This is a genomic window from Arthrobacter sp. Y3224198 (genome assembly GCF_059090025.1).
This window is the reverse complement of sequence record NZ_JBNHFG010000007.1, coordinates 39,678-53,020: the sequence shown is the minus strand read 5'-3', so window position 1 is coordinate 53,020 and position 13,343 is coordinate 39,678. Positions and strand designations below refer to the sequence as shown.

Sequence of the window (13,343 nt, the reverse complement as noted above, 5' to 3'; positions counted from 1 at the left end):
ATGCAGTGGTTCCTCGCCCATACCGACGACGTGCTGCGGCTGAGCGCCCTGCACCTGTACCAATCGGTGCTGCCGCTGCTCATTGGTGTGCTGATCGCCCTGCCGCTGGCCCAGCTGGTCCGGGACCGGCCGAAGATCCGCGGCTTTGTGCTGTCCGCCGGGTCCCTGCTGTACACCATTCCCTCGCTGGCGCTGTTCGTTACGCTGCCGGCCATCCTGGGGACCCGGATCCTGGACCTGGCCAACATCATTGTGGCGCTGACCATCTATGCGGTGGCCCTGATGCTGCGGGTGGCGATCGACGCGTTCGATTCCGTGGACGACGGCGTCCGCCAGGCCGCGGTCGCCATGGGCTACCGGCCACTGCGCCGCTTCCTGACCGTTGACCTGCCGCTGTCCGTCCCCGTGTTGATCGCCGGACTGCGGGTGGTGTCCGTCAGCAACATTTCCATGGTCAGCGTCGGTGCCCTGATCGGGGTTCAGAACCTGGGCTTCTTCTTCAGCGACGGGCTGCGCCGTTTCTTCCTCACCGAAATCGTGGTGGGCATCCTCGCCACCCTCGTCCTGGCCTTCGTGATGGACCTGTTCTTCGTCCTCCTGCAGCGCGGCCTCACACCGTGGCTCCGCGGCGGCAGCAGGACCCGCGGAGCCGCCCGTTCCGGCGGCAGCGGCGGTGCGGCCGGTACGCCGACGGTGCGCCGTCCCGAACCCCTGGCCGCGGCTCCCGACGCCGCACTCAAGGGGGCCTGAGCATGTACGTTCCGCGCACCGACTACACAAGCACCAACGCACTGGGGCAGGGCTGGGAATGGCTGACCGACCCGGCAAACTGGACCGGCGCCGCCGGTATCCCGGTGCGCAGCCTGGAACACCTGCAGTACACCGGCCTGGCCCTGCTGATCGCAGCCCTGATCGCCGTGCCGCTGGGACTGCTGATCGGCCACACCGGCCGGGGTGCGTTCACCGTGGTGGCGGTGTCGGGGCTGCTGCGGGCGCTGCCGACCCTGGGCATGCTCACCCTGTTCGTGCTGCTGGCCGGGCTGGGCCTGATGCCGCCCATCTGGGCGCTGGTGCTGCTGGCCGTCCCGCCGCTCCTGGCCGGTACCTACGCCGGAGTGGCCGCCGTGGACCCCAGCGTTGTGGACGCGGCACGGAGCCTGGGGATGACCGAGGCCCAGGTCCTGTTCCGGGTGGAAGTGCCCAACGGCATGCGGGTCATCCTCGGCGGGCTGCGGGGGGCCACCCTGCAGGTGGTTGCCACCGCGGCCGTAGTCGCCACCATCAACCTCGGCGGGCTGGGCCGCTACCTGATCGACGGACTCGCGCTGGCCGACTACGGCAGGGTCTTCGGGGGCGCAGTAATCATCGCAGTGCTGGCGCTCGCCGTGGACGCCGTGATTGCCTTGGGGTCACGCTTTCTGATCCCCACCGGACTCGGCCGCCGACAGGCTGCCAACACATCGACCGGCAGCGGAGTACCCGCAGCCGGCGCACAAGGAGGAAAACCATGAAGCAGCACGCGCCCCGGAAATCCCGGCGGAAAGCACTGACTGTCCTTGCCGGCGGCCTGGCCCTGGCCCTGGCCGGTTGCAGCGGGGGAGGGGATCCGCTGCAGGAGGAAAGCACGGCTGCCGCCTCCGGCAGTGCCTCAAGCGAAACCCTGGTGGTTGGGTCCGCCGATTTCCCGGAAAGCAGCACCATTGCCGAGATCTATGCCGGTGCCCTGAACGCTGCCGGCATTCCGGCCGAGACCCGGTTGGGCATCGGATCCCGCGAGGTTTACATCCCTGCGTTGGAGGACGGGTCGATCGACCTGATTCCCGAATACACCGGGGCACTGCTGGTAAACGTGGATCCGGAAACCGAGCTGGTGGACCCGGGCGAGATTGTCGATGCCCTGGCCGAGAAGCTGCCGGAGAACCTGGTGGTCCTTGAGCCCTCCGACGCCGAGGACAAGGACGCCATGGTGGTCACCGCCGCCACAGCCGAAAAGTACCAGCTCACCAGCATCGAAGACCTGGCGAAGGTGTGCGGGGAGCTCACCCTCGGCGCGCCGGCCGAGTTCGCCGAACGTACCCAGGGCCTGGCCGGCTTGAAGGACAAGTACGGCTGCGAGTTCAAGGAGTTCACTGCGATCGGCGACGCCGGCGGTCCGCTGACCGTGGATGCGCTGCTCAAGGGCGATATCCAGGTGGCCGATATCTTCACCACCACGCCCGCCATCGAGGAAAACGGACTGGTGGTCCTCGAGGACCCCAAGCAGAACTGGCCCGCCCAGCAGGTCATCCCGCTCGTTGCCGACGACCGCGTCAGCGACCAGGCACGGGAGGTGCTGGACAAGGTATCGGCCCAGCTGACCACCGAGGACCTGATCTCGCTGAACCAGGCCGTTAGCGGCGACCAGAAGCTGGATCCGAGTGAAGCGGCGAAGGACTGGCTGGAGGAGAAGGGCCTGGCCTGATCCCCGGCCGTCCCGTTTGTCATGACCGGCGCCCCTGCAGCGAAACATACGCTGCGGGGGCGCCGGCGTATGGCATCCTAATGAAATGGCCGAATTCAAGCAGTCGCACAAACTCCACAACGTTCTCTACGACATCCGTGGACCCTTGCTCGAACACGCCCAGCGGATGGAAGCGGCGGGCCACCGGATCCTGAAGCTGAACATCGGCAACCCCGCACCATTCGGTTTTGAAGCGCCCGAAGCCATCCTCGTGGACATGATGCGGCACCTGCCCACCGCGCAGGGCTACAGCGACTCACGCGGCATCTTTTCCGCCCGCACGGCCGTGGTGCAGTACTACCAGGGCCGCGGCATCAACAACATCGACGTGGACGATGTGTACCTGGGCAACGGGGTCAGCGAGCTGATCACCCTGTCCATGCAGGCGTTGCTGAACAACGGTGACGAGATCCTGGTGCCGGCCCCCGACTATCCGCTCTGGACGGCCTCGGTATCGCTGGCCGGCGGCACGGCGGTGCATTACCTGTGCGACGAAAAGGCGAACTGGTGGCCCGACGTCGACGACCTTGCCGCGAAGATCACGGACCGGACCAAGGGCATTGTCCTGATCAACCCGAACAACCCCACCGGTGCCGTGTACCCGGAGCATGTAGTCAAGTCGATCGTGGAACTGGCACGCAAGCACGGGCTGATCATCTTCTCGGACGAGATCTACGAAAAGATCCTGTACGACGACGCGGTGCACGTGAACGCCGCCAGCCTCACCGGCGACGATGTCCTCTGCCTCACCTTCAGCGGCCTGTCCAAGGCCTACCGCATCGCGGGGTACCGCAGCGGCTGGATGGCCATTTCCGGACCGAAGCGCGATGCCGCCGATTACATTGAAGGCATCAACCTGCTGGCCAACATGCGGCTGTGCGCCAACGTGCCGGCCCAGCACGCCATCCAGACCGCGCTGGGCGGCTACCAGAGCATCAATGACCTGATCCTGCCCGGCGGCCGGCTGCGTGCCCAGCGCGACAAGGCCTACCAGATGCTCAACGACATTCCAGGGGTGACCTGTGAACGGGCCCAGGGCGCGCTGTACCTGTTCCCGCGGTTGGACCCGGATGTTTATCCGATCAAGGACGACGAACAGTTTGCCCTGGACCTGCTCAAGCAGCAGAAGATCCTGATTTCCGTGGGGACCGCGTTCAACTGGGTCCGCCCGGACCACTTCCGCATGGTGTTCCTGCCCAGCGTTGAAGACATCGACGATGCCATGTCGCGGCTGGCGGAGTTCCTGGACAGCTACAAGCCGTAGGGCGGCTTACTCGCCGGCGGCGGCACTCCGTGCAGCGTCCAGCCGCTGGCGTGCGCCCTCAAGCCAGGCTTCGCAGCGGTTGGCGAGGTGTTCGCCGCGCTCCCACAGCGCCAGGGATTCCTCCAGGCTGGCGCCGCCGGTTTCCAGCCGTCCCACCACGGAGACCAGCTCGTCACGGGCCTGTTCGTAGCTCATGGCCTCAATGTCCGCGGGTACTGCCGGGGTTACGGGTGTTTCACTCATGTCTTGTCCTTTAGGGGTTTCGGTAAATGCGGCAGCGGGCTGCTACCGGGTTCCTTCGGTGGCGGTGAGTTCGCCGGCCGCCACGCGGATCCGGAGGCGGGCGGCGGCAGGTACTTCGGCGGGGTCGCGCACCACTGCGCCGTCCTGCAGCTGGACCACCGCGTAGCCGCGGTCCAGGGTGTTCTGCGGCGAGAGGGCCCGGACCTGGGCACGCAGGTGCCCGATCCGGTCCGCATCGCGGCGGACCTCCGCGGTGACGGCGGACAGGGCGCGGGAGCGCAGGCGGGCAACCTCTTCGGCACGCCGCTCCACCATGGTTTCGGGCGCGGCCATCACGGGCCGGGAACGGATGTGGTTCAGCCGGTCGGTTTCGCGGCTGACCAGCATGGTGAGCACCCGGCGGAGCTGGGCCCGGGACTGCCGGACCCGGGAGAGTTCCTCGCCGACGTCGGGAACAATGCGCTTGGCGGCATCGGTGGGAGTGGATGCACGCAGATCCGCCACCTCATCCAGCAGGGGCCGGTCGGCTTCGTGCCCGATGGCGCTGACCACCGGCGTCAACGCGGCGGAAACGGCCCGGACCAGGTCCTCGTGGCTGAACGGAAGCAGGTCCTCCAGGGAGCCGCCGCCGCGGGCAATCACGATCACGTCCACCTCGGGCATGGCATCGAGTTCCGCCAGCGCCCGGGTCACCTCGGCCACCGCATTGACGCCCTGGACGGCCACTTCCCGCACCTCGAAGGCGACGGCGGGCCAGCGCAGCGCCGCGTTGCGCATGACGTCCTTCATGGCATCGGAGTTCCGGCCGGTAATCAGCCCGATCCGGCCCGGCAGCAGCGGCAGCGGCAGCTTGCGGTCTTCACTGAACAGCCCTTCGGCCGCCAGCGCATGCCGCAGCCGTTCAATCCGTGCCAGCAGATCGCCGAGCCCCACGGGCCGGATGTCCCTGGTCTGCATGGACAGCCGGCCGGTCTTGACCCAGAAATCCGGTTTCACCTGGGCCACCACCCGGGCCCCGCGCTCCAGCGGCAGTTCCAGCCGGTTCATGACCGTGCTCCACACCGTCAGCGACAGCGAGACCTCGGCGTCGACGTCGCGCAGGGTGATGTACGAGGCGTTGGCGCGGCGGTTGAGCTCGATCACCTGGCCCTCCACCCAGGTGGCCGGAGCCCGGTCGATGTAGGCCTTGAGGTTCTTGGAGAGCAGGGCCAAAGGCCAGGGGTTCTCGGGGGAGGTCTGGGCGGCCGTCGCGGGCAGGGTGGTCTTCTCCGGGGTATTCTCGGGACTCAACGGTCCGCTGTCGTCTTGCATCTGGATGCTCCCGCGGTGGATTGGAACTGGCTCTCGGGCCGGGATGGAAAACCGGCACAGGCTTAATGTCTATCAGGTGCATCCCCCGGTCCGGTTCCGGCCGCGCTTTCGGGTTGGCCGGTGGCAACGGACAAGGAAGCTTTTTTATGCGCACATTCGCCTCAGCGGTCTTCGGTCTGTTGGCAATCCTGCTCGCCGCGGCAGCCTTCGGCGGGGCATGGCTGAACACCAACGTCGTCTCCGAAGACGGCTTCGCCGCGCTGGGGGAGCCGCTGGCCGAAGACGACGCCCTACAGCGTGAGCTGGCCGCTGACCTGTCAGCCCGGGCCACCGAATCGGTGGACCTTCCCGGGCCGCTGGCCGGGCTGGTGGCGCCGGTGATCACCTCCGCCGTGGAAGGCGTCCAGTCCCTGCCCGAATACCCGCAGGCATGGAACGAGACGCTGCGCCGTTCCCACGCGCTCACCTTCGGCGACGCCGACGGCGGCGTGACGCTCGACGTCGCGCCCCTGGTCTCGCTCGTGACCGGAACGGTCGGCGGGGAACTGGATGTGGACGTGCCGGAGCCCGGGCAGGTTCCGGTGGAGATCGGCGGGGCTGGCCATGCTGAACTCGTGAAGAACGTCCAGCGGGCCGGCGAGGCCTGGCCGGTGCTCGCCCTTGCTGCCGGTGTGGCCGGGATCCTGGCCCTGCTGGTGGCGCGACGGCGGTCCACCACCTTTGCGCTGATGGGGCTGGGTATTGCGCTCGCAGGCGCGGCACTGTGGCTGGCCGCCGGGATACTGCCGGAGCGGGTGGCCGCCCAGCAGCTCGGCAGCGCCGTAGCGTCCGCCTTCGCGGAGGCCTTCACCGGGCAGGCGGCCCGGAGCCTGCGCACCTGGACCATCGGCCTGATGCTGGGCGGGGCGGCCGCACTGGTGGCCGGGTCGCTGGCACGTGTGGTGCGCGGCTCCCGGCGGTAGTCTGCCGGCGTCGTGGTGTCCGGTTCCCGGCGGCAGGTCTGCTGTGAGCGTACCCACGCGTCCGGGGCCCGGGACGGGGACCTATACCCGATAGCATGGGTGCATGACCAGCACAGTTATCTCCGTGCCTATGCCCACAGTCCCCCGCAGGCGCCGCACCCCCGCGGAGGTGGCTGCGGCCGCTCCCGTCTACGGGCCCCGGCGCGTCCTGCTGGCGGCACCTCGCGGCTACTGCGCCGGAGTGGACCGCGCAGTCATTGCCGTCGAGAAGGCGCTGGAGGCCTATGGGCCCCCGGTTTATGTCCGCAAGCAGATTGTCCATAACCTCCATGTGGTGCAGACCCTGGAGGAAAAGGGTGCCATCTTCGTGGATGAGACCGATGAGGTGCCCGAAGGCGCCCGGCTGATCTTCTCCGCGCACGGCGTCTCACCCGCCGTCGTGCAGTCCGCGAAGGACCGGAACCTGCAGACCATCGACGCCACCTGCCCGCTGGTCACCAAGGTGCACCGCGAGGCTGTGCGTTTTGCCCGCGACGATTTCGACATCCTGCTGATCGGGCACGAGGGGCACGAAGAGGTCGAAGGCACGTACGGCGAAGCGCCGGAACACATGCAGATTGTTAACGGGCCCGAAGACGTGGACAAGGTCACCGTCCGCGACCCCGAGAAGGTCATCTGGCTTTCCCAGACCACGCTCAGCGTGGATGAAGCCATGCACACCGTGAACCTGCTGCGTAAGCGGTTCCCGTCCCTGCAGGATCCGCCCAGCGACGACATCTGCTATGCCACCTCCAACCGGCAGGCGGCCATTAAGAAGATTGCACCCGAGGCGGACCTGGTGCTGGTGGTCGGGTCGGCCAACTCCTCCAACTCCGTCCGTCTGGTGGAAGTGGCGCTGGAATACGGCGCCAAGGCCTCCTACCGAGTCGATTTCGCCAACGAGGTGGATGAAAGCTGGTTCGAGGGCGTAGCAACCGTAGGGGTTACCTCCGGTGCGTCCGTTCCCGAGAACCTGGTCCGGGACGTGCTCAACCTGCTGGCCGAGTACGGCTACGGCGACGTCGAAGAGGTTGTGACGGCCGAAGAGGACATCATGTTCTCCCTGCCCAAGGAAATCCGGGCCACGCTCAAGGCCATGGGCGATTCGTCCCGCGGCCTGGGCGGACGACGCCGCGAGGCTGCTGAGTAGCTTTCGTCGGGGTTTAGCCCGTCTCAGTTGCGGTACCGATTGCCCTGTGCACCCTGCTTGATGCATGGCGCTGGTTGCCTGATGCCCGATGCCGTGGGCCTGTTGGACCGCAGTCTTGTTGCAGCCCCGCAGTGAAAGCGGTCCGGGCATCTGCGGAGCACTGAAATGCCCCTTACCCACGTGGATAGGTAGTCCGTCCACAGCTTGAAACTACTTGTTGTTGCGGCCCTTTTGGCTGCATAGAGTCGAACACATGTTCGAATCAAACTGGGCGGCAAAGCCCTCTCGCGGCGACCGCCCCCATTCGAGTTCCATGACCTCTGGTGCGGCTGCTGCTGTGGCTGGCGTGGGGGCTACTGCTATGGCTGGTGCTGTGGCCGGTGTGGGGGAGGGCGGACCCGCCCTTCCCTCCAATCAGGATCCCGGGTCCGTTGCTGTGGTGGCATCGATGATCCGGGAATTGTCCTCGGCCGAGGCGCTCGCCGGTATTGCTGCTGATTCCCAGGCAGGGCTGGTGGACCGGTTGAGGGCCCTGGAGGAATTGAAGGCTGCCGCTAGTGCCGCCCAGGCTCGCGCCGCGACCGCGTTGGACGCATCGGCGCGGGCTGGCCATGCCCGGGCGGGGTTGCCGGCGGAGAAACAGGGGGTCGGAGTGGCCGCACAGGTTGCTCTGGCCCGGCGTGAGTCCCCGGCCAGGGGTGGCCGGATCCTGGGTTTCGCGAAGGCCCTGACTACGGAGATGCCCTGCACTCTTTCGGCGTTGTCTGAGGGGCGGATCAGCGAGTGGCGGGCCACCCTGCTGGTGAGGGAGACGGCATGCCTGAGCGTTGAGGACCGAATGTTGGTGGATCGGGAGGTCGCCGGGGATCCTGCCGTGTTGGACGGTTTGGGGGATGGGCGGTTGATTGCTTTGGTCCGGAAGATCACGTGCCGGATTGATCAGGCGGCGTTGGTGCGGCGGGCGGCGAAGGCGGTGGAGGACCGGTTCGTGTCCTGCCGGCCTGCCCCGGACACCATGACCTATCTGACCGGGTTGTTGCCGGTGGCGCAGGGTGTGGCGGTGTTCGCGGCGTTGAGCCGGGAAGCGGATGTGCTTCGTGCCCGCGGTGATGTGAGGGGCCGGGGCCAGATCATGGCCGACACGATGGTGGAACGGATCACCGGGCAGGCCCAGACGGAGCAGGTGCCGGTCGAGGTGCAGCTGGTAATGACGGACCGGTCCCTGCTGGCCGGGGACCGTGAGCCGGCGTTCCTGGCCGGGTACGGGATCGTGCCGGCATTGTGGGCACGGGACCTGGTCCGCAAGGCCACCGGGCAACGAAGCGAGACAGACTGCCGGACAGCAGCGGGAAATCCGGCCGTGCCTCCCGCGGATGCCGCGCTCCTGCCCGCCGATGAGCCGGGTTTCTGGCTGCGCCGCCTCTACACCGCACCGGCCACAGGCGAGTTGATCGGCATGGATTCGAAGGCCCGTTTTGTGCCTGCGAACCTGGCCCGGCTGATCACGGCCAGAGACCAGACCTGCCGAACGCCGTGGTGTGATGCACCCATCCGGCACATGGACCACATCCGGCCGCACAAGGACGGCGGAGTCACTGAGGTCCGAAACATCCAAGGGCTGTGCGAGGCCTGCAACCACGCGAAGGAAGCACCCGGGTGGGCGGCCGAATCCATGCAGGATCAGCAGGCGCAGACCCGCCATACGGTGGAAGTCGCAACGCCGACAGGCCACCGCTACCGATCAACAACGCCGCCACTGCCAGGCGCCCCACGTGGCAAACTCCAACCGGATGAGTCCCTCCATCCATCCGGCCTGCCTATCCCGGCGATGCAGCCATAGCCAGGCCCCTCCCATGCGGTGGGCGTGCGGGTTACCGGCTCATGCCCGGTATCATTTACTACCGTGGCTCTTACTATTGGCATCGTCGGCCTGCCCAACGTCGGCAAATCAACCCTGTTCAATGCGCTGACCCGGAACAACGTGCTGGCGGCGAACTATCCGTTCGCCACCATCGAACCGAACGTCGGCGTCGTGTCCCTGCCCGACCCGCGGCTGGCCAAGCTGGCCGAAATCTTCGGAAGTGCACGCATCCTGCCGGCAACGGTGTCCTTCGTGGACATTGCCGGCATCGTCAAGGGCGCCTCGGAAGGCGAAGGTCTGGGCAACCAGTTCCTGGCCAACATCCGCGAGGCTGAAGCCATCGCCCAGGTTATCCGCGTGTTCGATGACCCCGACGTCATCCACGTGGACGGCAAGGTCGACCCGCGCTCGGACATGGAAACGATCAACACCGAACTCATCCTCGCGGACCTGCAGACGCTGGAAAAGGCGATCCCGCGGGTGGAGAAGGAAGTGAAGATCAAGAAGCGCGACGCCGCGCAGCTGGCTGCCATGCAGGCAGCGCAGGCCGTGCTCGAACGCGGCGATACCATCTTCTCTTCCGTTGCCAGCGACAAGCTGGACATGGAGCACCTGCGTGAGCTGAGCCTGCTTACCGCCAAGCCGTTCATCTACGTGTTCAACGTGGACGATGCCGTGCTCGGCAACCCCGACCGCCAGGCCGAACTCCGTGAACTCGTAGCTCCTGCCGACTGCATCTTCCTGGACGCCAAGCTCGAAGCCGACCTGGTGGAGCTGGACGAAGAAGAAGCCCGCGAGATGCTGGAAATGAACGGCCAGGAGGAATCCGGACTGGACCAGCTGGCCCGTGTCGGCTTCCACACTCTGGGCCTGCAGACCTACCTCACTGCCGGCCCGAAGGAAACGCGCGCCTGGACCATCAAACAGGGCGATACCGCTCCGCAGGCTGCCGGCGTAATCCATTCCGACTTCCAGCGCGGCTTCATCAAGGCCGAGGTCGTGTCCTTCGACGACCTGGTGGAGGCCGGCTCCATGGCCGAAGCTAAGTCCCGCGGCAAGGTCCGCATCGAAGGCAAGGACTACGTCATGGCCGACGGCGACGTGGTGGAGTTCCGCTTCAACGTCTAGAGACACTCCCCTCACCTGCTATGAGGCCTCGCCCCGCTGATCCGAGGCGAGGCCTTCGCACGGCATGAAGCGGCTTCGATACACCACCAGGTACCGGCAGTCGATTTAGCTGATGCAGTATCTTATTAGGCTCAGTGAAGTATTCAATTGTTTACCTGATCTAGGTAATTTGAGTCTGGTCATGCGGTCACTGGCCAATTTGAGGTGCTAGTAGCACGAGAGGCAATATGAGTATTAGCGAGGTTTGGCTCGGAGTGGATGCTGTCCCAGCTTCGCAGTTCACTTCAGTGGTTGATGAGGACGAGCGTCTGGTTCTTCAGTCCGTCTAGCGCTGTTACCGCTGAATGTCCCCAAACGAGGGTTCTTTCCCTCGGATGCATAACGTCTGTATGCAACAAGATATTCTCTCCGACAGGTTCTCTGTCTAACTGTTCGAGCATATGGAGCCCGACTCCTTTTACCTAGGTGGGGCTGGAGTCGGTAGTTGTGGACCACCCATTGACAGGGGCCAGATTGCTCAGCGGGATGTGATCTGCTCCCTGTCGAACACTGTCTTACAGGTAGAGCATTTCAATCGGTTCGTGCTCTGTGGTTGAACGGTGTAGGTATTGCAGAGTGGGCAGAGATGTCCCTTGGCCATGTCGTTGTCCTTTGTCCGTGTGATTGCTGCGAACACGTTGTTCAGCACGCTTCCTGTAATGAATTAGACCACAAGAGGAAAAGCGTGGCGCTGCTGACTAGTGAATGTGTGAGCCCGCCGGGCTAATCGGATAGGGGGCAGCGGGCTCCAGTCTACGTGCCCGCATCGATGATCGCCCGCCCCCGAGCGATTCACAGCCAATCATGGCGAAAAACGAAGCCGCGACGAACGACTAGGTGGATCTGAGGACATGTGTAAGGCTCGTCGCATGACGAGAATATTACCTTGGGTCCGAGGCCGCGGGTTTAGCCGGCTTCTTGCAAAGGAGACAAACATATCGGACCTTTTGCAGTTTCTGAGCGATCGTGACAGTTCGCCGTGGACAGGTTTAGTTGGGTTTGCCCCGGTTGAAGTTAGACGCGAGGAATTCGCCGCGAACAATGCGGACTTGTTGTTGGTTGCCGAAGACGGACGACAAGTTGTGGTGGAAGTGAAGCTGGGCCATAACCTGGGAAAGAAGCAGCAGGCGGCCTATGAAAGCCTCCCGGAGGACACCGAGCTATATCTCGCGGCGCTCACCGTGGACAGGCCGCGTTTGGCGGCGGGATTGGCAAGCCGCTGGAGGTTCCTTAGCCTTGCCGGGCTCTTTACTGCCTGGGTCGGAGTAGGTGACGATCTGGCACGGGCCATCTCCGTCGAGGTCGCAGGGTTGCTCACTGAATGGGATGCTGAAATTGCCGCGGTACTCAAACCATATGGAGAAGATGGTGCCAAGCCCCTTGCCGCCCTAAACCAGAAGTTTCTCGCAAGGGGAATCACTCGGCGAATAGAATCTGACCTTGAAGAACGAGAGTTGATGGCTTGGGCAGGAGTGACCAGTGGGGGAGGGCTGCCGATCATCCAAGCATGGATACCCATCAGGAACGAGGGAAAAGATAGGTGTTTTATAGCTGAAGTCCGTTGGTGGGATGGAAAACCTGGAGGTGAACTGAGGTTCGGCGTCGACTTCGAGCCTCGCCCCGGCCATCCAGAAGACGAAGAGGTGCGCCGAGCGGCCTTCGACTTGGCATGCAGCATGGATCGGTACATCGAATTTAAGGCATTGAGAGAGCATCTCAAGGGTGCTAACCCGAGACTCGCGGGGTTGCTGGGTCGAAAGGCGAATACCCGCCCAATTGGAAAGGGCGATTGGGAGCGAGTCATCCTCCACGGATTCGCAGGGGCTCCTCTCCACGGCGGTAAGAAGAACACCCGGCGTAGCACTCAGCCTCCATTCTACGGAGACGGTGCTCTGCGATATCAGGCAATTGTAGACATCGACTTCGCTAACGCGGGGGGTCAGGACGTTACAGAGCTGCTAACGGCTACTTTGTCGTTCTTGGCAACGAATCAGCCCCGCTAATGTATGGGTGTCCGCTAGAAGTCGAAAGGTCCTAATGCGGATGGGCGTCGTCTGTACAGTTTCGCGTATTGAGTCTGCGAATGTGGTGGAGTTTAGGTTTAACGTCTCGATTCCTCGCCTGAATCAATAGACATGCCGCCCCTCGTGAGAACGAATCAGGGCGGCGTTTCTTGTACAAAAATCGATAGCTGCACCATCCCCACCACAAAAGATCTGGTTCCGGCCGTTATCAGCAGCGGGCTCAACGGCTTCGGTGGATCCATCGTCCGGCACCATGAGTTATGAAATTAGTATCAAGGGGAAACAGGTTTAATTGGGTAAAGGACAGGAGCGATGAATTGACCCCACAAACCGAGGGCAACGTCTCAGCGGATCCGCCGAAGAAGCCGTCACGGTCGTTGAAGAGTAATTTGGCCTTTTGGGGAATTTTGCCCACCTTTGGGGTGCTCGTCCTAGCGCTTACGGTTGGACCGTGGGTTATTAACTCCTATGACGACGACCATCGGGTTCGAATGGAATGCACCGTCATAGATGCTGAGGGAGGTACCTATAGTGGTGCCGGTCGTAATGTCGGATCGAGGCCGGAGCTAATCATCAGGACGTCGGACTGCGGGACGTTGACCTTGATCCATGAGTCTGACCAGGCGGCCAACGAGGTGATGGCTGCTGACCTGGCGCAGGGAGGTAGGTTCGAATTCGAACTGGGCCAGGCGACGCGCACCTTGATGGGTTTCTTTGACGTCATCGGTATGAAGCCAGTGGTTTCTTCATACGAAAAAGTCGACTGACTCAGCTGAGATCTAGGGGATCTGCCTCCCAGAGACTGGTGGACGGACGCCCCAA

The 13,343-nt window shown here is 64.3% G+C and carries 12 protein-coding genes; 10 read left to right on the top strand and 2 right to left on the bottom strand.

What is annotated here, in order from left to right:
• From AC5RUF_RS05840 to AC5RUF_RS05825, 4 genes are all read left to right on the top strand, one after another.
• Entirely contained in the window at positions 1–750 is a 750-nt protein-coding gene (locus AC5RUF_RS05840; protein WP_494129986.1) for an ABC transporter permease, read from the top strand.
• A 2-nt stretch (positions 751–752) separates the two neighbouring features.
• Positions 753–1,511, top strand: coding sequence for an ABC transporter permease (locus AC5RUF_RS05835; protein ID WP_494129985.1), 759 nt, complete (start codon positions 753–755; stop codon positions 1,509–1,511).
• A complete protein-coding gene (locus AC5RUF_RS05830) occupies positions 1,508–2,461 on the top strand; it encodes an ABC transporter substrate-binding protein (protein ID WP_493998151.1) in 954 nt (317 codons plus the stop codon). The genes AC5RUF_RS05835 and AC5RUF_RS05830 overlap by 4 nt, the downstream gene beginning before the upstream one ends.
• A gap of 85 nt (positions 2,462–2,546) precedes the next feature.
• The gene (locus tag AC5RUF_RS05825; RefSeq protein WP_493998152.1) at positions 2,547–3,764 is read left to right on the top strand and encodes a pyridoxal phosphate-dependent aminotransferase; all 1,218 of its coding nucleotides are present in this window, start codon (positions 2,547–2,549) and stop codon (positions 3,762–3,764) included.
• A gap of 6 nt (positions 3,765–3,770) precedes the next feature.
• On the opposite strand, the gene AC5RUF_RS05820 is transcribed toward AC5RUF_RS05825, so the two are convergent.
• On the bottom strand, positions 3,771–4,007 hold the full coding sequence (locus tag AC5RUF_RS05820; RefSeq protein ID WP_493998153.1) for an exodeoxyribonuclease VII small subunit: 237 nt from the start codon (positions 4,005–4,007) through the stop codon (positions 3,771–3,773).
• Between the two features lie 42 nt (positions 4,008–4,049).
• A complete protein-coding gene (xseA, locus tag AC5RUF_RS05815) occupies positions 4,050–5,318 on the bottom strand; it encodes an exodeoxyribonuclease VII large subunit (RefSeq protein ID WP_494129984.1) in 1,269 nt (422 codons plus the stop codon).
• A 146-nt stretch (positions 5,319–5,464) separates the two neighbouring features.
• Between xseA and AC5RUF_RS05810 the strand changes: the two genes are divergently transcribed.
• From AC5RUF_RS05810 to AC5RUF_RS05785, 6 genes are all read left to right on the top strand, one after another.
• Positions 5,465–6,280, top strand: coding sequence for a hypothetical protein (locus tag AC5RUF_RS05810; RefSeq protein WP_494129983.1), 816 nt, complete (start codon positions 5,465–5,467; stop codon positions 6,278–6,280).
• A gap of 103 nt (positions 6,281–6,383) precedes the next feature.
• Positions 6,384–7,469, top strand: coding sequence for a 4-hydroxy-3-methylbut-2-enyl diphosphate reductase (locus tag AC5RUF_RS05805; protein WP_494129982.1), 1,086 nt, complete (start codon positions 6,384–6,386; stop codon positions 7,467–7,469).
• A 361-nt stretch (positions 7,470–7,830) separates the two neighbouring features.
• Positions 7,831–9,309, top strand: a complete 1,479-nt coding sequence (locus tag AC5RUF_RS05800; protein WP_494129981.1) for an HNH endonuclease — start codon at positions 7,831–7,833, stop codon at positions 9,307–9,309.
• Between the two features lie 63 nt (positions 9,310–9,372).
• Positions 9,373–10,458, top strand: a complete 1,086-nt coding sequence (gene ychF, locus AC5RUF_RS05795; protein ID WP_493996050.1) for a redox-regulated ATPase YchF — start codon at positions 9,373–9,375, stop codon at positions 10,456–10,458.
• Between the two features lie 908 nt (positions 10,459–11,366).
• Positions 11,367–12,500 (top strand): hypothetical protein, encoded by a 1,134-nt coding sequence (locus AC5RUF_RS05790; protein ID WP_493996049.1) that lies wholly within the window; start codon positions 11,367–11,369, stop codon positions 12,498–12,500.
• A 623-nt stretch (positions 12,501–13,123) separates the two neighbouring features.
• Complete coding sequence (locus AC5RUF_RS05785) at positions 13,124–13,288, top strand: hypothetical protein (RefSeq protein WP_493996048.1); 165 nt, start codon at positions 13,124–13,126, stop codon at positions 13,286–13,288.
• Positions 13,289–13,343 lie beyond the last annotated feature (55 nt).